We start from the raw sequence: 21229 nt of genomic DNA, 5'->3' as shown, positions 1-21229 counted from the left end.
GCTCTCCGTGCTGCCACGTCTCAGGCTGATCTCCCATGCTGCCGGCACGGTCAAATATTTCCTGTCGCAAGCGGTGTTTGATCGGGGCATTACGGTGTGCAGCGCGGCCGAGGCGAACGCCCAGCCGGTCGCCGAATTTTCGCTGGCGATGATCCTGCTCGCCGGTAAAAGAACCTTCAGCTTCCGGCGTCTTTATCTCGAACATCGTGGCCGCGGGCCCGTCGAGCGATTGCAGGCGCAGGCGATCGGCAATCTCGGTCTGACGGTCGGCATTGTCGGCGCCTCACGCATTGGGCGTCGGGTTATCAGACTGTTACAGCCCTTCGATCTCAACCTGATCCTGTTCGATCCACTTCTCGGCGCGGCAGAAGCGGAAAAACTCGGCGTCCGTCTCGTCCCGCTCGATCAGTTGATGACCCTGAGCGATGTCATTTCCCTGCATGCTCCCTCGCTGCCGCAAACACGGCATATGATCGGCGCTCTGGAACTCGCCCGCATGAAGGACGGCGCGACGTTGATCAACACCGCTCGAGGCGCGCTGGTGGATGAAGACGCGCTCCTAACCGAACTGAAAACCGGCCGCATCGAAGCCATCATCGACGTCACCGACCCTGAAGTGCCGCCACCGGATTCACCCTTTTACACGCTTCCAAATGTCTTTCTCACCCCCCATATCGCCGGCGCCACCGGCCTTGAGCGGGCAAGGCTCGGAGAGATGGCCATCGCCGAGATCGAGCGCTTCTGCCTCGGCATGCCCTTGCAGCAGCAGGTCCGGCCGGAGCATCTGGAACTGATCGCATGAGGATGTTGCAGCCGGGCCTCTGCTCTGTCACCTTCCGCTCCCTGACGCCACAGGCCGTCATCGACCTTGCCGCCGCCAATGGCATCAAGGCAATCGAATGGGGCGGGGATGTCCATGTGCCGCCGGGCGACCTAGAAAATGCGCGGCAGGTTGCGGCGCGGACAGCAGAAGCCGGTCTCTCGGTCTCGTCCTACGGTTCCTATATCTTCGCGCCGGATTTCACACCCGACGATGTGACCGCTGTGCTCGAAACGGCAGGGGCGCTCGGCACACGCCATATCCGTATTTGGCCCGGAAGCCGCAAGCGCCCTTCTACGGAATACTCTGCCGCCGAACGACGGGATGCAACACAGGCGCTGGCGACAATCGCCGACAGGGCGAACGACTGCGGGATGACGATCGGCCTCGAGTATCACCCCAATTCGCTGACCGACACCCTGCCCTCCGCGAAGCAACTGGCGCAGGATTTGCCGATGTCCAACCTGTTTTTCTACTGGCAGCCGGCACCCGGTCTGCCGCTGGAAGAGGCACTCGCGGAAATATCCGCACTCGGTCCACGCATATGCCATCTGCATGTGTTCGCCTGGCTCTCCGACGCCAGCCGCCTGCCGCTTGCCGACCGCGCAGAGTACTGGCGGGCGTGCGTGGATGCATTGCCGGAAGGCGACTGGAAAAAACCGGCTTTCGCGATGCTTGAATTCGTCAAAGGCGACGATGCCGGACAGTTCGCGGAAGATGCGGCGGTTCTCACCGACATTCTTTATAGAATATAGAGCCCGACTACCACTTACCGGAGATATGCTTGTCTGCCTCCCTTCACATAGTGAAATTTATGCACTATGTTTTATTGGTGCCGTGGAGGCTGCATGGGCAAGCTGGTTCAGATCGGGAACATCATCATACGCGTCTATGCGAATGACCACTTACCGCCCCACTTCCACATTATAACACCGGACGCTGATGCTCTTGTCGATATTGGACCGCTGGAGATTTTGCGCGGCAAGCTATCCCGCAGGGCTGAAGCCGAAGCTTTGGCATGGGCGAGAAGTAATGGGAACCTGATTGTCAATGAATGGAATAGGACGAACCCGCGTTTTCCCATTGTAGGAAGGGGAAGGAAGTCATGACACCACGCATCAAAACCATCCTGCCCAAACCGCCTTGCACGCTCATCATCGACTGGGCGGACGGGAGCCAGTCGACCGCGGATCTGACAGGATGGATAGCGACCGGAGGAGAATTGCTCAATCCGCTCCATTCGGCAGAGATCTGGCAGACCGCGACAGTCGCCGACTATGGCGCGACTGTAGAATGGGACGGAGACGACCTGGCAATCGATGCCTATCACCTTTACCAGATCGCTGAGGACCAGCGGGACTTCGATGTGGACGACCTGCGTAAATGGCAGGAGGAAATCGGCCTTTCCAACAATGAGGCGGCGGATTTTCTCGGCGTCACGTTACGGACGTGGAACAACTATCGTGCAGGCACGCCCGTAAGCCACGCGGTCAAGATGCTGTTGCGGGCCACCCAGCGCGACCCGCTTCTCATGCATGCGCATTTCCGGCCACGCCGTCCCGGACGCCCGAAGCACGCGGCGTAAGACGGCTGCCGGCAGCGCTATATCCGCCGTCCATCCGCCCCGAACAGATGAGTCTTCGAAAGATCGAACGCAAAGGGAATGGTCTCGCCGACGCGGATCTGGCGCTGGCCGTCCAGCAGCACGGTGGCGGGCTGGCCGTCGGGGGTGTTGGTGTAAACCACCGTCGAGCCGCCGAGATGTTCCACAAGCTGGATGGAGGCTTCGCCGAGCGAGGATGGGGCCTGCGGGTTCACATGTTCCGGGCGCACGCCGAAGGTGAGCGGTTCCCCCTGCTGCGCGGCGACCGGTTTTTCCAATACGATGCGCTGTCCCGCCACTTCAATGGTGCGGTTGGACTTGTCGCCTGGAGCCACCTTTGCGGAGAGGAAATTCATCTTCGGCGAGCCGATGAAACCGGCCACGAACTGGTTGGCGGGATTGTTGTAAAGATCGAGCGGCCGACCGACCTGCATGATCCGGCCGTCGCGCAGCACGACGATCTTGTCGGCCATGGTCATGGCTTCCACCTGGTCGTGCGTCACATAGATCATCGTGCTGCCGAGCGTCTGGTGCAGCTTGGCGATTTCAACACGCATCTGCACGCGCAGCTCCGCGTCGAGGTTGGAGAGCGGTTCGTCGAACAGAAAGATTTTCGGCTCGCGCACGATGGCGCGACCAATGGCGACACGCTGGCGCTGGCCGCCGGAAAGCGCCTTCGGCTTGCGCTGCAACAGCGGCCCGATCTGCAGGATATCGGCGGCCTTCTGCACGCGTGCCTCGACTTCCGGTTTTTTGTAGCCCGCCGTTTCCAGCCCGAAGGCGAGGTTCTTGTAGACGCTCATATGCGGATAGAGCGCATAGGACTGGAAGACCATGGCGATGCCGCGTTTCGATGCGGCGGTTTCGTTGACCCTCTCACCGTCGATGCGAAGATCCCCTTCGGAGATTTCCTCAAGCCCGGCGATCATGCGCAGAAGCGTGGATTTGCCACAGCCCGAAGGGCCGACAAAAACGGTGAACTCGCCCGGCTCGATCTTGAGATCGATGCCGTGGATGACCGGAAAAGCGCCGAACCGCTTGACGATTTTTTCGAGCGTAATGCTGCTTGCCATGCTGTTTCTCCCGACTGTCGCGCCGCATGCGGGACGGCTGCGACAGTGTTGATTGTCTTAAAATGCGTTCCCGATCCGGGTCCCGTTCAGCGTTTCATTCCTGTCGTCGCGATGCCTTCAATCAGCAGCCGTTGGAAGAACAGGAAAAACAGGAAGACGGGCACCAGCGACAGGTTGGACATGGCGAAAAGCGAGGTCCAGTCCGAACTGCCGGTGGAATCCACGAAGGACCTGAGGCCGAGCTGCACGGTGTAGGTGTTGATGTCGTTCAGATAGATCAGCGGACCGAAAAAATCGTCCCAGGTCCAGATGAAGGAAAAGATGGCGGCGGTTGCCAGAACCGGCAACGACAAGGGCAACATGATCTTCCAGTAGATGCGGAAGGGCGAGCAGCCATCCATGACCGCCGCCTCGTCCAGTTCACGCGGAATGCCGCGGAAGAACTGCACCATCAGGAAGATGAAGAAGGCGTCCGTCGCCAGATACTTCGGCACGATCAGCGGCAGCGAGGTGTTCACCCAGCCCATTTCAAGGAACAGGATATATTGCGGGATGAGCACGACGTGATAGGGCAGCATCAGGGTGCCGAGCATCAGCGCGAACCAGAAATTGCGTCCACCGAACCGCAGCCTTGCAAAAGCAAAGGCGGTGAGCGAGCAGCCGACCACATTGCCGATGGTGGCGAGCACCGAGATGAAGAAGGAGTTCCAGAAGAACTGACCGAAGCTCACCTGCAGCCCGGTCCAGCCACGGATATAACCGCCGATATCGACCGACGAGGGGATGAGCGACGAAGAACCGAACAGCTCATCCTGTGGACGGAACGAACCTGAAATCATCCACAGGATCGGATAGAGCATCGCGAATGATGCGATGATCAGCGCCGTGTGGAGCATCACCGATTTCAGCGGCGAGCGTTGCGGGCCTTGTCCCGGCCGGGGAGCGGTAACAGCGTCAGTCATCGTAATGCACCCAGTATTTCGCGCTGAGGAACGAGAAGGCCGTGAACAGCGAGATGATGATCACCAGTATCCAGGCAAGCGCCGAGGCATAGCCCATGCGGAAGAAGCCGAAGGCCTCCTGGTAGAGATAAAGAGTATAGAACAGCGTCGAATTGATCGGCCCGCCCGTGCCTTCGGAGATGATGAAGGCTGGTGTGAAGGCCTTGAAGGCGTCGATGGTCTGGATGACAGCGTTGAAAAAGATCACCGGCGTCAGGAGGGGCAGCGTAATACGGAAGAACTGCCGCACTTTGCTCGCGCCATCGATTTCGGCGGCCTCGTACATATCCTGCGGAATTTGTCTCAGACCAGCGAGGAAGATGATCATCGGCGAACCGAACTGCCAGACCGACAGGATGACCAGAGTGTAGATCGAATAATCCGGATTGGAAATCCAGCTCGGTCCTTCGTAACCGAAAGCCTGCCAGAGGATCATATTGACGAGACCGTCAGAGGCGAAAAGCTGGCGCCAGAGAACGGCGATTGCGACACTCGAACCCAGCAGCGACGGCAGATAGAAGATTGCCCGGTAGAGGGTGAGACCGCGAATGCCGCGATTGAAAGCGAGCGCCACCAGCAGCGCGAAGATCAGCTTCAGCGGCACCGACAGCAGCACATAGGTAAAGGTGACCTGCATGGCGGCGGCAAATTTCGGGTCGGCCGTGGCGATGCGCACATAATTGGCCGCACCAACCCAGTCCGGCGACTGCAACAGGTCGTAATTGGTGAAAGACAGATAAAGGGACGCAAGCGCCGGGCCGAGGGTAAGGCCGAAAAAGCCGATGAGCCAGGGCAGAAGAAACAGGTAGGCGTGAATGTTGCGGTCGAACATCCGCCTCATGCCGCCCCGCTTCGGGAGAGCCGCGCCACGGCTCTCCCCCACAAGAGTTTCAGATCGAAAGGCCATAAACCATCACTTCCGTTTGATAACGGTTTCGGATTCCTTGACGAGGCGGTCACCGCCTTCTTCCGGGGTGATCTTGCCGAAGCCGACTTCTTCCGCCGTACGTTTCAGGACGAAGGCAAATTCGCCCGCCCCCGGAGGCGGCGCCGGCGGCAGATCGCCGACGCCGGGGGTAATCTCGGCGATATATTCCACCATGCTCTTGCTGACTTCATCGAGCTTGGGGGTCAGCGCATTGCGCATGGATTCCGAAGCAGGAACACCGCGTTCAACGCCCAGAATATCGATACCCTCAGGTTCGGCGACCAGGAAGTTGATGAAGCCAACCGCCTGCTCGATGCCGGCGCTGCCGGCGGCAACGCTGATCAACATGGAGGGCTTGAGGTAGTGGCCCGATGGGCCATCCTTCGTGCTCTTTGGATAAGAGCTTATCGCCAGCTTCGCCTTGTTGAGCTTCTGATAACCGACGAACTGGTTGGAATGAGCAAATGCGGTTGCCGCCTTGCCCGTCGTCAGGGGGTTCGTTTCTATGTTGAGCTGGTCGAGCGCCTGCACATCGGCGGGCACGCAGGCGCCGCTCTTGCGCAGATCCGCCCAAAGGGTGAACCACTTGGTCGCGTCAGCAGGATCGAAGCCGATGCCGCCATCCTGCGTATAAAGCGACTTGCCGTTCTGGCGCAGCCAGTTTTCGAAGCTCGGTTCCACGCCGCTCGCATCGGCCGTGGCATAATAACCGGGTTTCGGCTTGTTCTTGCTGAGCTTGGCGGCGTTTTCGGCAAACTCTTCCCAGGTCTGGCCGATCGCTGGCGGCGTCGCGCCGGATTTTTCCCAGGCCGCCTTGTCGAAGAAAACGGCGCTGGAATTGACGCCGAGATTGATGCCGTAAAGCTTGCCATCGACCCTGCCGGAATCGATGTTCATCTTGCCGAAATCCTCGATCTTCAGGCCCTTGCCAATATACTCGTCCAGCGGCGCAAGCGCGCCGCGACGGCCATATTCGAAGATGTAGCGGTAATCCATCTGGATCAGGTCAGGCGCATTGCGGCCCGCCACCTGGGTGGCAAGGCGCGGCCAGTAATCGCTCCAGCCGGCGAATTCCCCGGCAATGTCGAGATCCGGCTTAACCTGCTTATAGGCTGCTATCGCCTTATTGGTGCGATCGGCGCGCTCCTGCGAACCCCACCACAACATGCGAAGTCGCGCGGCCTGGGCCTGCGCCGAACCTCCTCCAAATGCTGCTAGCGACAGGGCCGCAAGCCCCGCTGAAAGCACACTTCTCCTGTGAAGCATCACGGACATTGGCAACTCCTCCCTAATGACTGCCAAATTGATGATGAGCGTAAACGACACTTGCCGTTTTATAACTAATTGGTTACATGGGAACACCGATCGCAAACATTGTCAAGCGGGTGCTTAAATGGAAAAAACGACAAAGGACCAGCCACTCGACGCGGCCCCGCAAGAAACTCCAGCGCCCAAGCGCAAGCGCGCGACGACACAGGTGCGGAACCCTGAAAGAACCCGGGCCGCCATTCTTGAAGCGGCCCGCCGCGAGGTGGCGGCGAAGGGCCTTGCCGGCGCTCGAATCGATGTTGTCGCTCGTCGCGCCGGCACCAACAAACGGATGATCTATCACTATTTCGGCGATAAGGACGCACTTTATCTCGCGGTTCTGGAGGACGCCTATCGCCATATCCGCCACACCGAAAGACGGCTTGACCTGACCCGCAAGCCCCCGTCGGAGGGCTTACGGGAACTTGCACTTTTCACCTGGCATTATTTCCTCGACCATCCGGAATTTCTGAGCATTCTCGCCACCGAAAACCTCAATAAAGCCCGCTATCTCAGGCAATCCCCGACGATCACGGCGATGCATTCGAATTTCATTTCGGAACTTGAAGACGTGTTGCGGCGTGGCAGCGAGGCGGGCGAATTTCGCGACGGCCTCGATCCGATCGACGTCTATCTGACCATCGCTTCGCTCGGCGCTTTCTATCTTTCGAACCGGTTTACGCTGTCGACGATCTTCCAGCGCGACCTGACCGACCCATCTGAACTGGAACGCTGGGGCCAGCATATCGTCAACACCCTGCTTGCTGCAGTGCGGCCAGTCTGAACCAAGAGAACCGAATTCTCGTTTAACAACAGCGAGGACGCGCTATTCGCATCCGCGAAGCGCGTCGTTTTCTTTTGCAGCGCGGTGGGCAAGGCTGACGGCTGCTCTTCTCAAAATCCGAACTTTTCCTGCCAAAAACACCTTGACAGATCGTACTCTTCACGATCACAAATAACCAAATGGTTACAAATAGCCATGTTTGACGGAAGCGGCCTTCGGGAAAAGGCCGCCTTGGGAGGAAATTCATGAAACGTATCGGCGTTATCATGCACGGCATCACCGGCCGCATGGGTTACAACCAGCACCTCGTGCGCTCCGTTCTCGCTATTCGCGATCAGGGCGGCGTGCTGTTGAAGAACGGCGAAAGGGTCATGCTCGACCCCATTCTGGTCGGCCGCAACGGCGCGAAGATCGAGGAAATCGCCAGGAAGCACAATGTTGCCCGCTGGACGACCGATATCGACGCAGCTTTGGCAAACCCCGACGACACGCTGTTCTTCGACGCCGGCACCACGCAGATGCGCGGCAGCCTCTTGGAGAAAGCCATCAAGGCCGGCAAGAACGTCTATTGCGAAAAGCCCATTTCGGACACGATGGAGGAGGCGCTGGCGATTGCCCGGCTCGCCGAAAGTGCGGGCATCAAGCACGGCGTTGTGCAGGACAAGCTGTTCCTGCCCGGCCTGCGAAAGCTCGCCATGCTGCGCGACAGCGGCTTTTTCGGCAAAATCCTCTCCGTGCGCGGCGAATTCGGTTACTGGGTTTTTGAAGGCGATTGGCAGCCGGCGCAGCGCCCGTCGTGGAACTACCGCCTGAAGGACGGCGGCGGCATCATTCTCGATATGCTGTGCCACTGGCGTTATGTGCTCGACAATCTCTTCGGCCCGGTGAAATCTGTGAGCTGCCTCGGCACGACGCACATTCCCGAACGTTTCGATGAACAGGGCAAAGCCTACAAAGCGGATGCGGACGACGCCGCCTACGCCACCTTTGAACTGGAGGGCGGGATTATCGCCCACATCAACTCTTCATGGGCGGTACGGGTGCGTCGCGATGATCTCGTCACCTTCCAGGTGGACGGCACCCACGGCTCGGCGGTGGCGGGGCTAACGAAGTGCTTCACCCAGCACCGCACCAACACGCCAAAGCCGGTATGGAACCCCGACCAGCCGCAGACCATCGACTTCTACAAGACCTGGCAGGAAGTGCCTGACAATGTCGTCTATGACAATGGCTTCAAGGCGCAGTGGGAAATGTTCGTGCGCCATCTGGTGGACAATGACCCATGGCCCTATGGGCTGATGGAAGGCGTGAAGGGCGTGCAGCTTGCCGAGCTGGGGCTGAGATCGTGGAAGGAACGCCGCTGGCTCGACGTTCCCGCCATTTCCTGAGGAGGCTGACGTGAGCGAACTCAAGCTTCCGAAGGACGACCGCAGCATCGAGGTCTACAGGCTGTCCGGCACACCGGTCGCTGTTGAAAAACGAAGTGCTGCGGATTTCAACCGCGTCGCCTTCGCCGCCGCTCACGTGGTGGCCGATCCGCTTGCCGACAACGATCCGTGGCTGACACCGGCCATCGACTGGGATGCGACCTTACGTTTCCGTCACCGGCTGTGGGACCTCGGCCTCGGCGTGGCCGAAGCCATGGACACGGCGCAGCGCGGCATGGGGCTGGCATGGCCGCAGGCGCAGGAGCTGATCTCCCGGTCGCTGAAGGAAGCCGCCAGTCGCAAGGATGCGCTGATTGCCTGCGGAGTGGGCACCGATCATCTGAACGGCAGCGGTTACGATCTGAATCAGATTGTCCACTCTTACCTTGAACAGCTTGATTTTGTTCAGGGTGAAGGCGGTCGCGTTATCCTGATGGCGAGCCGCGCTCTGGCCGCTGCCGCTCGTTCCCCGAATGATTATCTCAAGTCCTATTCCAGGGTCCTTGGCCACGCCGACCAGAAAGTGGTGATCCACTGGCTGGGCGAGATGTTCGACCCGGCGCTTGAGGGTTATTGGGGCTCGGGCGACCATATGGTGGCGATGGATACCTGCCTTGCCATGATAGAGGAGAATGCCGACAAGATCGACGGCATCAAGATTTCGCTTCTTTCCAAGGAGAAGGAAATTGCCATGCGCCGCCGCCTGCCCGCGGGCGTGCGCATGTATACCGGCGACGATTTCAATTATGCCGAATTGATCGCCGGCGACGCACAAGGACATTCGGACGCCCTACTCGGCATTTTCGACGCCATCGCGCCCGCCGCCTCCAAGGCGCTCGCCAGCCTGAAGCGCGGCGCTGACAATGAATTCTTCGACATTCTGGAGCCGACGGTGGCGCTCTCGCGTCACATCTTCAAGGCACCTACCCGCTTCTACAAGACAGGTGTGGTGTTCCTCGCCTACCTCAACGGATTGCAGGATCATTTCACCATGGTTGGCGGACAGGAAAGCACCCGTTCCACGCAGCATTTCGCCGAGCTTTTCCGGCTGGCGGACAAGGCCAACGTGCTGGCCGAGCCTGACCTGGCGACGCACCGCATGAAGGCGTTCCTTTCGGTCCGGGGCATCGGCTAAGGCAGCAGAACCAGGGGAGATATCGATATGAGCCTTGAAGGCCTTTCCATCAATTTCGCCACCGTGCGGCAAGGCGCTAACTTCAGCGCCATTGTTGACGCCTGCCTCGCCCACGGCATCACAACTATCTCGCCGTGGCGCGAGCAGGTCCACGGGATCGGGCTGACCGAAGCCGCGCGCATCGTCGAAGCGAACGGCCTGCGCCTTTCCGGCCATTGCCGTGGCGGCTTTTTCCCCGCCATCGACGTAGAAGACCGCCGGCTCGCCATCGAGGACAATAAACGCGCCGTCGATGAGGCCGCGGCCATGAAGGCCGACTGCCTTGTGCTTGTCGTGGGCGGTCTTCCCGCCGGTTCGCGCGATCTTAAAGGTGCGCGGCAGATGGTGGAGGACGGCATGGCCGAACTTCTTCCCTACGCCCGAGCCGCCGGTGTGCCACTCGCCATAGAGCCGCTGCATCCCTTCTATGCTGCGGACCGGGCCTGTTTCAACACGCTCAAACAGTCGCTCGATCTCTGTGACCGGCTGGGCGAGGGAACGGGCGTCGCGATCGACGTCTATCATGTCTGGTGGGATCCGGAACTGGAGGAGCAGGTGGCGCGTGCAGGCAGAAACGGGCAAATTCTCGCCCACCACATCTGCGATTGGCTGGTGCCGACCACCGATCCGCTCAATGATCGCGGCATGATGGGCGACGGCGTGATTGATCTCAAGGCGTTTCGCGCCATGATCGAGGCCGCCGGCTTCCACGGCCCGCAGGAAGTGGAGATTTTCTCGCATCGCTGGCAGGCGCGGCCGATGGATGAGGTTCTCACCACCGTAATTGAGCGTTTCAAGACTGTTTGTTGATTATCCGGGAGAGTGACAATGCCTGAAAGGGTGAAACGCAAACGTTACGCGCTGGTCGGCACCGGCAATCGCGGCACCACCATGTGGGGCCGCGAATTGCTGGCCGGCTGGAGCGATTATGTCGAGCTGGTGGGCATTTGCGACCTGAACCTGATGCGCGCCGAACGCGCCCGCGCCATGATGGGATCGAGCGCGCCGCTTTACGATGATTTCGACCAAATGATGCTGGAGCAGCGCCCGGAACTGGTAATCGTCTGCACGCCTGACGACACGCATGATGACATTATCATCCGTGCGCTGGAAGGCGGAGCCGATGTCATCAGTGAAAAACCGATGACCACCACCCCGGAGAAGATCGATCGCATTCGCGCGGCGGAAGCCAAAAGCGGCCGCCGTGTCGACGTCTCCTTCAACTACCGTTTCTCCCCCACCGCCGCCCGCATCAAGGAGCTGATCGACGAAGGCGCCATCGGCACTGTAACCTCGGTCGATTTCCACTGGTATCTCGATAACCACCACGGCGCGGATTATTTCCGCCGCTGGCACGCCTTCACCGAACATTCCGGCAGCCTGTTCGTGCACAAGGCCACCCACCATTTCGATCTCTTGAACTGGTATCTCGATTCCGACCCCGTGGAAGTGAAGGGGTTCGGACAGCTGCTGCATTATGGCAGGAATGGCCCGTTCCGCGGAACGCGCTGTCGCACCTGTCCGCACAAGGATGAGTGTGATTATTTCATGGATCTTGGCGCCGATCCCTTCCTTGACGCGCTCTATGAAGACCCGTCCAGCATTGACGGCTACATGCGTGATGCCTGTGTCTTCCGGGAGGAGATCGACATTCCCGACACGATGAGCGCTTCGATCCGTTACGAGAGCGGTGTGCAGGTTTCCTATTCGCTCAACACTTACATGCCGATAGAGGGCCACCACATCGCCTTCAATGGCCACAAGGGTCGCATCGAGATGCGCCAGTATGAAAAGCAGCCGTGGACCGAACCCCCTGCCGACGAAATCCTCGTCGTCAAAAGTTTTGGCGGCGGTGTCGAGCGCATATGGGTGCCGCATGAGCCGGGCGGCCACTATGGCGGGGACAACCGTATGCGCGACATGATTTTCAAGCCTGGCTCCAATGATCGGCTGCGGCAGCGGGCGGGCTCACGCGCAGGCGCCATGTCCGTTCTGACCGGCGTGGCGGCGCTGAAAAGCGCCCGTGAAGGCGGATCCCAGCCTATAAAATCGCTGCCGCTTTAGTCTTCGATCCGCAGACAAGGTCGTTGCTGCTCAATTTACGAAAAAGAACGGGCGATATTCCGCAGATTACGCGCTTCTTCCCTACCGGTAGAGTGACTGCCGGGGGAAGAAAGAGTGAGTCATGTCCAGTTTGCAGTCCATCGTTCCGCTTATCGTCATCGGCCTCTGCCTCATTGTGTTCTTCAAATGGGTGGGACGGGATATGAACCGCGAAGAGAAAAAACCGCGTTCCCGACGCTAAGCTCGTTCTCCTGAGGCGTGCTCCGCCTTGATTGCGGAACCTCGTGTGCGCAACAGCGTTTTCCCGTCAAAAGGAGAACCCTCATGACGCAAGAGCAAACGCCAAAACGCGATGATAACAAGCCCTCCAAGGCCAGCGATATTCCGCCGGCGGGTCCCCACGCCAAACCGTCGCTAACAGACAATGAAAAGACCCCTGGCGCCGGCAGCCTGCCGGATGGCGACGGCAAGGATGTCACGCCGGGCTCCGGTTGACGCCAACAGCGCCGAAATATCATACCTTTATTATATTTCGGCGCATTAACAGCAGCTTAGCCTTCAAATACGAGACGAAAATCCTGTTTCTCCGCTTCGGTCATTGCAAAATCAAAAATTGAGCCTATATTTGCTTGATCGACCATTGCTTGTGACGTCGTTCTGGAACAGACTGTTCCCCGTCGGATTTCCTCTCAAATAATCGATCTTATCCCGCAAGGTATCGCGGGAACCACAACGATTCTACGAAAGGAAATCGTTATGAACACTGGTACTGTAAAGTGGTTTAACGCCACCAAGGGCTTCGGCTTCATTCAGCCTGACAACGGCGGCACGGACGTTTTCGTTCACATCTCCGCTGTTGAGCGCGCTGGCATGCGTTCTCTGAACGACGGCCAGAAGATCAGCTACGAGATCGTCCAGGACCGTCGTTCTGGCAAGAGCTCGGCTGACAACCTTCAGGCAGCTTGATATTCGTCATTTCCAAACTGCAGACCACGGATGTACTGGCTGCAGGTTAGGATGACTGTGAGAGGTCGGGTCAACGCCCGGCCTTTTGTTTTTGGGCCATGGAGGTCCTATGCGTAAAAATTCCTACAAGTCCGGCGACACGGTTTTTCTGAAGCCCGGTGTCATCGGCAACAACCAGCCCAAAGATCCTGCGCGCGTGATGTCCGTCATGCCGGAGGGACAGGGCGTCGTTCGTCTCAGGGTGCGCTTCCAGCAGGAAAATTTCGACCGCAGTATTGCGATCGACGAAATAGATTTGTCAGCGTCCACCACGCCGACGCCACGCGCCAGCGAAAACACGTCGGTGCGCGAAGCGGGATCCAGCTGGATCAACCTGAGTTCCATCAAAGTCAGAAAGTAGCAGCGTCGGCTGCTAAAGGAGAATTTCTTGCAAGTACTCGTCCGCGACAACAATGTTGACCAAGCCCTTCGCGTTCTGAAAAAGAGAATGCAGCGCGAGGGCATATTCCGCGAAATGCGTGCACGCGAATCCTATGAAAAGCCTTCGGAAAAGCGGGTCCGTGAACAGGCCGAAGCCGTGCGTCGTCATCGCAAGCTGGAAAAGAAGAAGATGCAGCGTGAGGGCCTGCTGCCGGCGCCGAAGAAGGCTGCCCGCACCCGCTAAGCCGCTCGACACTGCTCTTGCCCAAAGGAGAATGCCATGGCCGCGACTAAAGAAGCTTTTTTCAAACCCGGCAAATTATCCGCGCAGGACAAAGCATCATTGACGGATAGCGCCGCAAAGCAGATCATCAATGCCGAGGCTGACCAGCGCGCCCGCAAAACGGAACGACTTCGTCAGCTTCGTGAAGCACAGGAAGCGACTGTTATTGTCGACGCTCCCGTTGCCGCGAAAAAACGATCCGGCAAGAGATAGCCGTTCGGGATCTCCGGAAACGCTGCGAGAACTGCATCAGGAGCGGATCATCCATAGCCGCCAGTGGCTATGGAATTCAGGAGGAGGACACCATGGCCAAGGGTCAGTTGCGCAGCAACAAGGAAATCCGAAAACCCAAGAAGGACAAGACGAAAGCGCCGGCAGCAGCCCCTGCTGGCTCACAGGTCAAGTTCGCAAACGCCACCACGGCGGACGGCAAAAAGAAATAGTGCGGCCTGTGGCCTGCGTATCAAGTCGAATAAATTCATCGATATAGATACTGGACTTGATTTGGCCACATTGCCAAACTAAATATCTCTCATAGCAACTGCTGGTGAGCGCGAATGAAATCGACGTTCGCAGTTGCGTTAGTCGCTTTTAGACTTTTGACCACGGATGTACTGGCACTGGTGTTGAGAGCGATGTGAGGAAGGTCGGTGCAATATTGCCCCGGCCTTTTTTGTTTTCTGCGGGACACGCGCTGGTTATTCAGCCTCCAAAATCACCTCCGAAATCACCGATGAAAATAATGGCTTGGCAAACTCCCTATATCAGGCAACACTGATATTAAGCGTCCCCCCTGCGATCAGGCGGGCTTGGGAACGCTGAGGCATGGAATGTACGTCTGACGAGTGGGATCCCATAACGGCTCCGCTATTCGGATGCAGCCCCTGCCGATATGTTTTGCGTCTGCGTGGAGGTGGGTATGACGTATGACTGGAGCGGTCGCAGAATGCGCCGCATGCGAGCGGCGAAACTGACGATCATCAGCCTCGTTGCGGCCTTCGTGATAACGGCACCGATTTTCGCGCATTATTGACAGCGCGAACACAGGACAGGATCAGACCGGCTGGCGGACGTCGCGTTGCTTCTTCAATCGGCTTTTCAACCATCTCTGGACTGGCTGATCGTAGTAGACCGTCAGCCACCAGGAGAGGCACGTCGTGGCAATGAGGAAAACGACGCCCGCCGGAAGGGCCATATCGTCGCGGTGAACCGCCGGGATCAGAAATTCGGTCCAGGCGAGAAGCGGAATATGCAGGACATAGACCGCATAGGACGCCGTTCCGAGAAACACCGATACCGCGCCGACGCTGCGCCCCGGCACCGTTTTGCTGGCGACGACCAGAAGCAGCGGCCAGACGAACAGAACGACCGCAAGGTCAAAAAATGGCCGAAGCTCGGGCGACATCGGAACTGCGAGAATGGTACAGACAAAGAGAAGGCAAAGGATCGCCTGAACGGGTCTTATTTGCGGTGTGCGATCGCGGAAACGGTAAACCAGCACGCCAGCAAAGAACGAGAAGAAGACACGTCCCATGCCGGCATACATCTCGTGCCAGCGAAAGCCCGCATGCAGACGCCCGAACTCGACCGCCGCAACCATCAGCACAAACGCACTGAGTCCCAGTACAAGAGCAGTCTGCCGCACCGAAAACCGCACACCCCAACGGGCATAAAAGGCATTCACCACAAGTTCGTTGAAGAGCGACCACGCCGGACTGACGAGAAACAGTGCACCGTTTAGCGTCAGTGTGAAGGGTGCTGGCAAAAACAGCAAGCCCGTGATGAGGGCGAAAGCGAGTTCGCCGGGATTGATGAGGCGGTGCAGATCATCGATCGGCGTCGGCAGGCCGAGCGCGTAGAGACAGATGAAATAAGCGGCCATCAACGTTAGCGCCAGGACATAAAGCGGATAGAGCCGGGCGAAGCGCGCCTTCATGAAAAAGCCGGGCGTCATGACGCCTTCGCCCAATCTGCGGCTATAGGCATGCGCCAGCACGAAACCGCTAAGCGCAAAGAACAAGTCCACGGCCAGATAACTCGACGCCGTGCTCTTTCCAAACAGGTCCTCGGCATGGCGGTGAACGATGAAAAGAGCGGCCACCCCCCTGATACCGTCGAGCAATATGAACCGTTCCGAAGATGAGTTTATCATGGGTTATGGCTCTGGGGTGACTGAACAGTTTGATGTTCTAATGGACGAGCTTTACTGCGAGCAGGTTCATCTTAGCCAGCGAAAATATGTTCGGGATCGCGAGCAAACCGCATTATCCTCGACTATGATGTTGGACCACCTGCCCTTTCGCGGTTGCGAAAGGCATGATACGCCCCGATGTCATCATCTTTCGACCAGGTGACTCTGATGCCTGTCCCAGCGAAATCTGTTTTGGTTTCGTCTTGGAAATTTAAGGCGATTTTACCTGGGTCGGGGTGCGCGGCGGACAAGTCTTGCGGAGTATTACCGTGTCCACCATTGCAGAACGTATCAGAGACATCATCGTCCATCAGCTTGGTGCGGACCCCGCCGCAGTCGTCGATGACGCCAACTTCGCAGACGATCTTGGTGCAGATTCCCTCGAGACCGTCCAGATCGTGATGGAAATTGAAGAGGAATTCGGGGTCGAAATCCCTGATTCCGCCGCCAACACCATCCTGACTGTCGGCGACGCCATTCGTTTCATTGAAAAAAACAAAGCCTGAACCTGGCATTTCATCCAATCGGCGGGGCCCCTTGGCCGGCATTCGCCGCGGCAAGACGCAGGCTCTCCGCATAGGCCATCATTAACGGCCCTACACCCTTGGCATCGTCGGAGACAACAGGCTCCGTGAGATAATATTCCGGCGTCCCATCGCGATAATTCCCCTCGAAGCCACCAAGCCCGGCGACATGCACGATACCGATCAGCCGCATCACACCTTGCTCATCAGCTTTGAGGCGCGTTTGCAAGGTCGCCTGAAGGGCGCGACGACCCGCTGAAAGGGCGTCGTTTGCCGCTCTCCCCTGCACGAGCTTCAGTCGCACCGCGCGCAACAATGCATAAGCGAACATGGCAGACGCCGACGTTTCCTCATAGTTGCCCGCGAGGTGCGGTTCGTCCAGAACCTGCATCCAGAGGCCGTTGTTGGTCTGTCGCGCCACGATGCCCGCCAGAAGGTGCCGTGCCGCATCCCGAAGCGTTCGCGTTGCGTTGTCTTCCGGAAGAAGTGTCAGCGCGTCCACCAGCGCCATGGCGAGCCACCCGACCGCGCGCGCCCAGACGGCGGGTGATTTGCCGCTTTCGTTGTTGGCCCAAAGCTGGCTGCGGCTTTCATCGTAACCATGAACATAAAGATCGCCGCCGTCTTTCGTGACGGCGAGTGCGGTCGAAAACTGGCGTAAGGCATCGCCGATTAAATCCTCGCGACCTTTGGCAAGGCCATATTCGATCTGGAAGGGAAGACCCATGTAGAGGCCGTCCAGCCAGACCTGATGCGGGTAGCGCTTCTTGTGCCAATAGTTCCCCGCTGCCGTCCGGGGGTGCGTGCTGAGCTGCCCCGCCAGATGCTCTGCAGCCTTAAGATAACGCAGATCGGTCGTTTCCGCCGAGAGGGGAAAAAGAACACGCCCGGCTAAAACGTGGTCGATATTATATTCCTGCGGATCGTAACCGGCGAGCGTTCCATCAGGCGCTATCTGTTGATCGGCAAGGCGATGAAGATGCGCATTCCAGCGACGATCTCCGCTCGCGTCATAAAGCTGCTGCAAACCACGATAGACACACCCGTCCTCGTAACACCAGCTTCCGCCCTTGTAGTGGCGGTATCGGCTCGAAAATTGGTCAAAATAGTCGATGGGATTCATTAATCGCCTCGCCGCAACTGTAAAAGCGCCGGCTGATCGCGACATCCGGCGCCCATTGATTTTTACCCGGCCATCCCGCTTCAACGGAAAAGCGAAGGCAGCCAAAGGGAGAGCGACGGAATATAGGTCACGGCCAGCAGCACGGCGATACTCGCGCCGAAGAACGGCCAGATCGTGCGCATCGCCTCCCGTATCGATATGCCGCCGACCGCGCAGCCGACGAAGAGCACGGTTCCTACCGGCGGTGTGTTGAGACCGATACCAGCGTTCAGGATCATGACCACGCCGAAGTGGACGGGATCTATGCCGAAGGCCTTCACGACGGGCAGAAGCACCGGCGTGGAGATGATGACCATCGGCGCCATGTCCATGAAGGTGCCGAGCAACAGCAGGATGACATTGATGACCAGCAGCACGATGATCGGATTGTCCGAAATCGCGCTGATCGCGGCAATCATCAGCGTCTGCACCTGCAGAAAGGCCATCAGCCAACCAAACGATGCGGCTGTCCCGATGACGAGCAGAACCATGGCCGTGGTACGGACCGCTCCCATCACCGCGTCCACGAAACCTTCCCAGTTGAGCTCGCGGTAGACCAGCATGGCGACGAGAAACGCATAGAGCACCGCAATGCAGGAACTTTCGGTCGCCGTGAAAACGCCTGAACGGACGCCGCCGAAGATAATGCCGATCAGGAGGATGCCCGGAAATGAGGCCAGCAGGTAATACATCAGCCTGGAAAAACCCGGGAATGGCTCGGACGGATAACCCTTGCGCCGCGCAACGATATAGGCCGTCACCATCAGCGCCGCAGCAAGCAGGAAGCCCGGAATGATGCCGGCGGTGAAAAGATCGGCCACCGAGACGTTGCCGCCGGCCGCGATCGAATAAAGGATCATGTTATGCGACGGCGGGATCATCAGCGCGATGATAGCCGCGTTGACGGTGACGTTGACGGCGTAATCCCTGTCATAACCGCGCTTGGCCATTTGCGGGATCATTAAGCCGCCGACAGCTGAAGCATCGGCGACGGCCGAGCCGGAGATGCCGCCGAACAGCGTCGATGCCACGATATTGACCTGGCCAAGACCACCACGTAGATGCCCGACGAGGCCGGCGGCGAAGCGGATGAGGCGATGGGCAATACCGCCACGCACCATCAGGTCGCCTGCGAAGATGAAGAACGGGATCGCCATCATCGCAAAAACGTTCATGCCCGAATTCATCTGCTGGAAGACGACGATTGGCGGCAGGCCGAGATAAAGAACGGTGGCGAAGGAGGCGATGCCGAGGCAGAACGCAATCGGCGTGCCGATGAGCATCAGCAGCGTGAAGACGCCGAAGAGAATGGTGTATGCCATTACGCGGCCTCCTGCACAATGACGTCAGCTGCGATGTCCTCGCCGATGGCAAGGTCGACGAAACGTTCGGCGGCGAAAAGCGCGACGAGGAAACCCCCACCGATCAACGGAAAGAAGTCCGTTCCGCCCGGCCAGCCAAGAACCGGAATGGTCGCTGACCACGTGCCCATTGAAAGCGACGTGCCGTACCAGGCCATGCCGGCGCCGAAAAAGAAGATGAGCGCAAGACTGGTCATGTCCATGCCCTTCTGGACACGGGGCGGCATCATGTAGCGCAGGATATCGAGCCCCAGATGCACGCTTTCGCGCACGCCAACGGCTGCCCCCAGCATGATGAACCATGACATCAGATGCAGCGACAGCGGCTCCGACCAGCTGGGTGAATCATTGAGAATATATCGCGCGAAAACCTGCCAGCCGACGATCAGCGTCATGGCGATCATGCCGATACCGGCAATATAGAGCGACGCGTGGCTGAGCGCGCCGAGAAGGGGGCGGATTGCCCGCATGAAATTTCGCATTGTCTGTTCCTCCCGCATCAACGGTGGCAAAAGAAAACCGGCCCTGTCTCCAAGGCCGGTTTTCCGCGCGTTACTTGACCGCTTTCACCCGTTCCAGAAGGTCTTTCATCTTCGGATCGGTCACGAACTTGTCGTAGACCGGACCCATCGCGGCCGCGAATTCCTCCTTGTTGACCTTGATGACATTGGCGCCACCGGCGCGGACCTTTTCTTCCGACGCCTTTTCGCGGGCGCTCCAGAGTTCGCGCATCTTGCCGACGGAATCCTTGGCCGCCTGGCGCAGCAGCTTCTGGTCCTCAGGCGAGAGCTTGTCATAGGAAATCTTTGAGATGACGAGGATTTCCGGATTGAGGGAATGTTCCGTCAGCGAATAGTTCTTCGCCACCTCATAATGGCGGGCGGACTCGTAAGAGGGCCAGTTGTTTTCCGCGCCATCGACGACACCGGTTTCAAGGGACGAATAGACCTCGCCCATCGGCATCGGCGTCGGGTTCGCGCCAAAGGCCTGCATCATTGAAATCCACAGATCCGATTGCTGTACGCGGATTTTGAGGCCCTTCAGATCGGCCAGTTTCTCGATGGGCTTTTTGGTGGTGTAGAAGGAACGCGCACCGGAATCGTAAAAGGCAAGGCCGATAAGGCCGTGCGGTTCGAAGGCCGCCAGAACCTCGTCACCGATCGGGCCGTCGACCGTATTGTGCATGTGCTCCGTCGAACGGAACAGGAAAGGCAGACCTAGAACCGTGGTTTCCTTCACTAGGTTGTTGAAGGGCGCGGCGTTGACTCGGTTCATGTCGATGACGCCGAAGCGGGTCTGCTCGATAGTGTCCTTCTCGCCGCCGAGCACGGAATTGTTCATCACCTGTATCTTGATGCGGCCATTGCTGCGTTCGGCCAGCAACTCGCCCATATATTTAACAGCCTCGACCGTCGGATAACCATCCGGATGGATGTCGGCCGACCGCAGAGTGATTTCCTGCGCCGCGGCGGGAACGCCTGACAGCGCGAGCCCCATCGCGACGCACATCATGCTTGCAATCTTTTTCATGCTTTCCTCCTCCGTTGTTGATACGGCCCGGCCCCTCCAAGGCCTAGCGGACCGATTTTGTGACGCCCCTCCGGGCCGGCATGCAAAGACCTTTCGCTTGAAGAGATGATAGGCCCTTCCCCAACCATCCCCGACGAAACTAGGTCGCCTTGACGGGCGACAGCTTGAACAGCGCTTCCGGGTTCTCGACCAGCGCCCGACGGCGCGCCGCCTCATCCGGCAACCAGCCGAGCGTCAGTTCCGCCAGCCGGGCATCATCGGGATAGGCCGCCGTCTCGCGCACCGAATTGTGCGGCCAGTTGGTGCCCCAGACGATGCGCTCCGGCGCATGGGCCGCAATCACCCGTGAAAAGGCGGCAACATCCGCATAGGGCCAGCTCTCCCGCGAACTTTCGTAGACGCCGGCAAATTTGAACCATAGATTGCCGCGGTCGATGAGTTTGAGAAGCGCCGCCATTTCCGGCCCGTCGGTTTTGATGCCCTTGAAGAACTTGCCGTGATGATCGAACACCCAGCGGGAGCGGATTTTCTGAAGGCGCTGCAGATGGTCGAGAAGACCGTTTCCGTCGAACTGTACCGCCACCATCCAGTCGGCCGCATGCGCCCGCTG

Annotated in this window: 25 protein-coding genes and 1 pseudogene; 16 read left to right on the top strand and 10 right to left on the bottom strand. The window is 58.7% G+C overall.

Features of this window, described 5'->3' with window-relative positions; all coding sequences use genetic code 11:
- The 4 genes from ACUTJJ_RS20010 to ACUTJJ_RS19995 all read left to right on the top strand — a co-directional run.
- Positions 1-802: hydroxyacid dehydrogenase (locus ACUTJJ_RS20010; RefSeq protein WP_445543210.1), on the top strand; the 802-nt coding region annotated here is incomplete at its 5' end.
- Positions 799-1575, top strand: a complete 777-nt coding sequence (locus ACUTJJ_RS20005; RefSeq protein ID WP_445543209.1) for a sugar phosphate isomerase/epimerase family protein — start codon at positions 799-801, stop codon at positions 1573-1575. The genes ACUTJJ_RS20010 and ACUTJJ_RS20005, both read left to right, overlap by 4 nt.
- A gap of 93 nt (positions 1576-1668) precedes the next feature.
- Positions 1669-1929, top strand: a complete 261-nt coding sequence (locus ACUTJJ_RS20000) for a DUF4160 domain-containing protein (RefSeq protein WP_445543208.1) — start codon at positions 1669-1671, stop codon at positions 1927-1929.
- Positions 1926-2405: a hypothetical protein gene (locus ACUTJJ_RS19995; RefSeq protein WP_144577959.1), complete on the top strand. Its 480-nt coding sequence runs from the start codon at positions 1926-1928 to the stop codon at positions 2403-2405. The genes ACUTJJ_RS20000 and ACUTJJ_RS19995 overlap by 4 nt, the downstream gene beginning before the upstream one ends.
- A gap of 17 nt (positions 2406-2422) precedes the next feature.
- Here the strand turns inward: ACUTJJ_RS19995 and ACUTJJ_RS19990 are convergent, their stop codons facing one another.
- From ACUTJJ_RS19990 to ACUTJJ_RS19975, 4 genes are all read right to left on the bottom strand, one after another.
- Positions 2423-3496, bottom strand: a complete 1074-nt coding sequence (locus ACUTJJ_RS19990) for an ABC transporter ATP-binding protein (RefSeq protein WP_445543207.1) — start codon at positions 3494-3496, stop codon at positions 2423-2425.
- An 86-nt stretch (positions 3497-3582) separates the two neighbouring features.
- Positions 3583-4458 carry a carbohydrate ABC transporter permease gene (locus ACUTJJ_RS19985; protein WP_063949899.1) on the bottom strand — a complete coding sequence of 292 codons (876 nt, stop codon included), beginning with the start codon at positions 4456-4458 and terminating at the stop codon, positions 3583-3585.
- A complete protein-coding gene (locus ACUTJJ_RS19980) occupies positions 4451-5338 on the bottom strand; it encodes a carbohydrate ABC transporter permease (protein WP_010972768.1) in 888 nt (295 codons plus the stop codon). Before ACUTJJ_RS19980 ends, ACUTJJ_RS19985 begins: the two co-directional genes overlap by 8 nt.
- A 72-nt stretch (positions 5339-5410) precedes the next feature.
- Positions 5411-6700: an ABC transporter substrate-binding protein gene (locus tag ACUTJJ_RS19975; RefSeq protein ID WP_063949900.1), complete on the bottom strand. Its 1290-nt coding sequence runs from the start codon at positions 6698-6700 to the stop codon at positions 5411-5413.
- A gap of 118 nt (positions 6701-6818) precedes the next feature.
- Here ACUTJJ_RS19975 and ACUTJJ_RS19970 point away from each other — a divergent pair, with 118 nt between their 5' ends.
- The 11 genes from ACUTJJ_RS19970 to ACUTJJ_RS19920 all read left to right on the top strand — a co-directional run bounded on the left by ACUTJJ_RS19970 (position 6819) and on the right by ACUTJJ_RS19920 (position 14294).
- Positions 6819-7517 carry a TetR/AcrR family transcriptional regulator gene (locus ACUTJJ_RS19970; RefSeq protein ID WP_445543206.1) on the top strand — a complete coding sequence of 233 codons (699 nt, stop codon included), beginning with the start codon at positions 6819-6821 and terminating at the stop codon, positions 7515-7517.
- Between the two features lie 245 nt (positions 7518-7762).
- The gene (locus ACUTJJ_RS19965; RefSeq protein WP_445543205.1) at positions 7763-8905 is read left to right on the top strand and encodes a Gfo/Idh/MocA family protein; all 1143 of its coding nucleotides are present in this window, start codon (positions 7763-7765) and stop codon (positions 8903-8905) included.
- Between the two features lie 10 nt (positions 8906-8915).
- On the top strand, positions 8916-10079 hold the full coding sequence (locus ACUTJJ_RS19960) for a dihydrodipicolinate synthase family protein (RefSeq protein ID WP_296068038.1): 1164 nt from the start codon (positions 8916-8918) through the stop codon (positions 10077-10079).
- A gap of 27 nt (positions 10080-10106) precedes the next feature.
- Positions 10107-10928 (top strand): sugar phosphate isomerase/epimerase family protein, encoded by an 822-nt coding sequence (locus ACUTJJ_RS19955; protein ID WP_445543204.1) that lies wholly within the window; start codon positions 10107-10109, stop codon positions 10926-10928.
- A gap of 18 nt (positions 10929-10946) precedes the next feature.
- The gene (locus ACUTJJ_RS19950) at positions 10947-12182 is read left to right on the top strand and encodes a Gfo/Idh/MocA family protein (RefSeq protein ID WP_445543203.1); all 1236 of its coding nucleotides are present in this window, start codon (positions 10947-10949) and stop codon (positions 12180-12182) included.
- A gap of 324 nt (positions 12183-12506) precedes the next feature.
- The gene (locus ACUTJJ_RS19945; RefSeq protein WP_209089887.1) at positions 12507-12677 is read left to right on the top strand and encodes a hypothetical protein; all 171 of its coding nucleotides are present in this window, start codon (positions 12507-12509) and stop codon (positions 12675-12677) included.
- 261 nt (positions 12678-12938) lie between these two features.
- Positions 12939-13148, top strand: coding sequence for a cold-shock protein (locus ACUTJJ_RS19940; protein ID WP_003508146.1), 210 nt, complete (start codon positions 12939-12941; stop codon positions 13146-13148).
- 109 nt (positions 13149-13257) lie between these two features.
- A complete protein-coding gene (locus tag ACUTJJ_RS19935; RefSeq protein ID WP_445543202.1) occupies positions 13258-13548 on the top strand; it encodes a cold-shock protein in 291 nt (96 codons plus the stop codon).
- Positions 13549-13575: 27 nt separating this feature from the next.
- Positions 13576-13812 carry a 30S ribosomal protein S21 gene (rpsU, locus tag ACUTJJ_RS19930; protein ID WP_063949907.1) on the top strand — a complete coding sequence of 79 codons (237 nt, stop codon included), beginning with the start codon at positions 13576-13578 and terminating at the stop codon, positions 13810-13812.
- A gap of 36 nt (positions 13813-13848) precedes the next feature.
- Positions 13849-14064: a hypothetical protein gene (locus tag ACUTJJ_RS19925; RefSeq protein ID WP_063949908.1), complete on the top strand. Its 216-nt coding sequence runs from the start codon at positions 13849-13851 to the stop codon at positions 14062-14064.
- A gap of 92 nt (positions 14065-14156) precedes the next feature.
- On the top strand, positions 14157-14294 hold the full coding sequence (locus tag ACUTJJ_RS19920) for a hypothetical protein (RefSeq protein ID WP_172801636.1): 138 nt from the start codon (positions 14157-14159) through the stop codon (positions 14292-14294).
- Positions 14295-14905: 611 nt separating this feature from the next.
- Here the strand turns inward: ACUTJJ_RS19920 and ACUTJJ_RS19915 are convergent.
- A complete protein-coding gene (locus tag ACUTJJ_RS19915) occupies positions 14906-16003 on the bottom strand; it encodes an acyltransferase family protein (protein ID WP_445543201.1) in 1098 nt (365 codons plus the stop codon).
- A 308-nt stretch (positions 16004-16311) separates the two neighbouring features.
- Between ACUTJJ_RS19915 and ACUTJJ_RS19910 the strand changes: the two genes are divergently transcribed.
- Positions 16312-16548, top strand: coding sequence for an acyl carrier protein (locus ACUTJJ_RS19910; protein WP_063949910.1), 237 nt, complete (start codon positions 16312-16314; stop codon positions 16546-16548).
- Positions 16549-16558: 10 nt separating this feature from the next.
- On the opposite strand, the gene ACUTJJ_RS19905 is transcribed toward ACUTJJ_RS19910, so the two are convergent.
- From ACUTJJ_RS19905 to ACUTJJ_RS19885, 5 genes and pseudogenes are all read right to left on the bottom strand, one after another.
- Positions 16559-17689: a glycoside hydrolase family 88/105 protein gene (locus ACUTJJ_RS19905; protein ID WP_445543200.1), complete on the bottom strand. Its 1131-nt coding sequence runs from the start codon at positions 17687-17689 to the stop codon at positions 16559-16561.
- A gap of 80 nt (positions 17690-17769) precedes the next feature.
- Entirely contained in the window at positions 17770-19050 is a 1281-nt protein-coding gene (locus ACUTJJ_RS19900) for a TRAP transporter large permease (protein WP_144577941.1), read from the bottom strand.
- Positions 19050-19571 (bottom strand): TRAP transporter small permease, encoded by a 522-nt coding sequence (locus ACUTJJ_RS19895; protein ID WP_445543199.1) that lies wholly within the window; start codon positions 19569-19571, stop codon positions 19050-19052. Before ACUTJJ_RS19895 ends, ACUTJJ_RS19900 begins: the two co-directional genes overlap by 1 nt.
- 70 nt (positions 19572-19641) lie before the next feature.
- The gene (locus ACUTJJ_RS19890) at positions 19642-20619 is read right to left on the bottom strand and encodes a TRAP transporter substrate-binding protein (RefSeq protein WP_063949914.1); all 978 of its coding nucleotides are present in this window, start codon (positions 20617-20619) and stop codon (positions 19642-19644) included.
- Positions 20620-20758: 139 nt separating this feature from the next.
- Positions 20759-21229 (bottom strand): annotated as a pseudogene (locus ACUTJJ_RS19885) (D-galactarolactone isomerase); the annotation flags it as partial.

The sequence above is a fragment of the Agrobacterium sp. DKPNP3 genome (assembly GCF_052686535.1).
Note: the sequence above shows the minus strand (reverse complement) of the source record. Positions and strands in the feature narration are given on the sequence as shown.

Coding starts and splice junctions, on each gene's coding strand:
- ACUTJJ_RS20005 (WP_445543209.1), top strand. CDS start 799: ATGAGGATGTTGCAGCCGGGCCTCTGCTCTGTCACCTTCCGCTCCCTG.
- ACUTJJ_RS20000 (WP_445543208.1), top strand. CDS start 1,669: ATGGGCAAGCTGGTTCAGATCGGGAACATCATCATACGCGTCTATGCG.
- ACUTJJ_RS19995 (WP_144577959.1), top strand. CDS start 1,926: ATGACACCACGCATCAAAACCATCCTGCCCAAACCGCCTTGCACGCTC.
- ACUTJJ_RS19990 (WP_445543207.1), bottom strand. CDS start 3,496: ATGGCAAGCAGCATTACGCTCGAAAAAATCGTCAAGCGGTTCGGCGCT.
- ACUTJJ_RS19985 (WP_063949899.1), bottom strand. CDS start 4,458: ATGACTGACGCTGTTACCGCTCCCCGGCCGGGACAAGGCCCGCAACGC.
- ACUTJJ_RS19980 (WP_010972768.1), bottom strand. CDS start 5,338: ATGAGGCGGATGTTCGACCGCAACATTCACGCCTACCTGTTTCTTCTG.
- ACUTJJ_RS19975 (WP_063949900.1), bottom strand. CDS start 6,700: ATGTCCGTGATGCTTCACAGGAGAAGTGTGCTTTCAGCGGGGCTTGCG.
- ACUTJJ_RS19970 (WP_445543206.1), top strand. CDS start 6,819: ATGGAAAAAACGACAAAGGACCAGCCACTCGACGCGGCCCCGCAAGAA.
- ACUTJJ_RS19965 (WP_445543205.1), top strand. CDS start 7,763: ATGAAACGTATCGGCGTTATCATGCACGGCATCACCGGCCGCATGGGT.
- ACUTJJ_RS19955 (WP_445543204.1), top strand. CDS start 10,107: ATGAGCCTTGAAGGCCTTTCCATCAATTTCGCCACCGTGCGGCAAGGC.
- ACUTJJ_RS19950 (WP_445543203.1), top strand. CDS start 10,947: ATGCCTGAAAGGGTGAAACGCAAACGTTACGCGCTGGTCGGCACCGGC.
- ACUTJJ_RS19945 (WP_209089887.1), top strand. CDS start 12,507: ATGACGCAAGAGCAAACGCCAAAACGCGATGATAACAAGCCCTCCAAG.
- ACUTJJ_RS19940 (WP_003508146.1), top strand. CDS start 12,939: ATGAACACTGGTACTGTAAAGTGGTTTAACGCCACCAAGGGCTTCGGC.
- ACUTJJ_RS19935 (WP_445543202.1), top strand. CDS start 13,258: ATGCGTAAAAATTCCTACAAGTCCGGCGACACGGTTTTTCTGAAGCCC.
- ACUTJJ_RS19925 (WP_063949908.1), top strand. CDS start 13,849: ATGGCCGCGACTAAAGAAGCTTTTTTCAAACCCGGCAAATTATCCGCG.
- ACUTJJ_RS19920 (WP_172801636.1), top strand. CDS start 14,157: ATGGCCAAGGGTCAGTTGCGCAGCAACAAGGAAATCCGAAAACCCAAG.
- ACUTJJ_RS19915 (WP_445543201.1), bottom strand. CDS start 16,003: ATGATAAACTCATCTTCGGAACGGTTCATATTGCTCGACGGTATCAGG.
- ACUTJJ_RS19905 (WP_445543200.1), bottom strand. CDS start 17,689: ATGAATCCCATCGACTATTTTGACCAATTTTCGAGCCGATACCGCCAC.
- ACUTJJ_RS19900 (WP_144577941.1), bottom strand. CDS start 19,050: ATGGCATACACCATTCTCTTCGGCGTCTTCACGCTGCTGATGCTCATC.
- ACUTJJ_RS19895 (WP_445543199.1), bottom strand. CDS start 19,571: ATGCGAAATTTCATGCGGGCAATCCGCCCCCTTCTCGGCGCGCTCAGC.
- ACUTJJ_RS19890 (WP_063949914.1), bottom strand. CDS start 20,619: ATGAAAAAGATTGCAAGCATGATGTGCGTCGCGATGGGGCTCGCGCTG.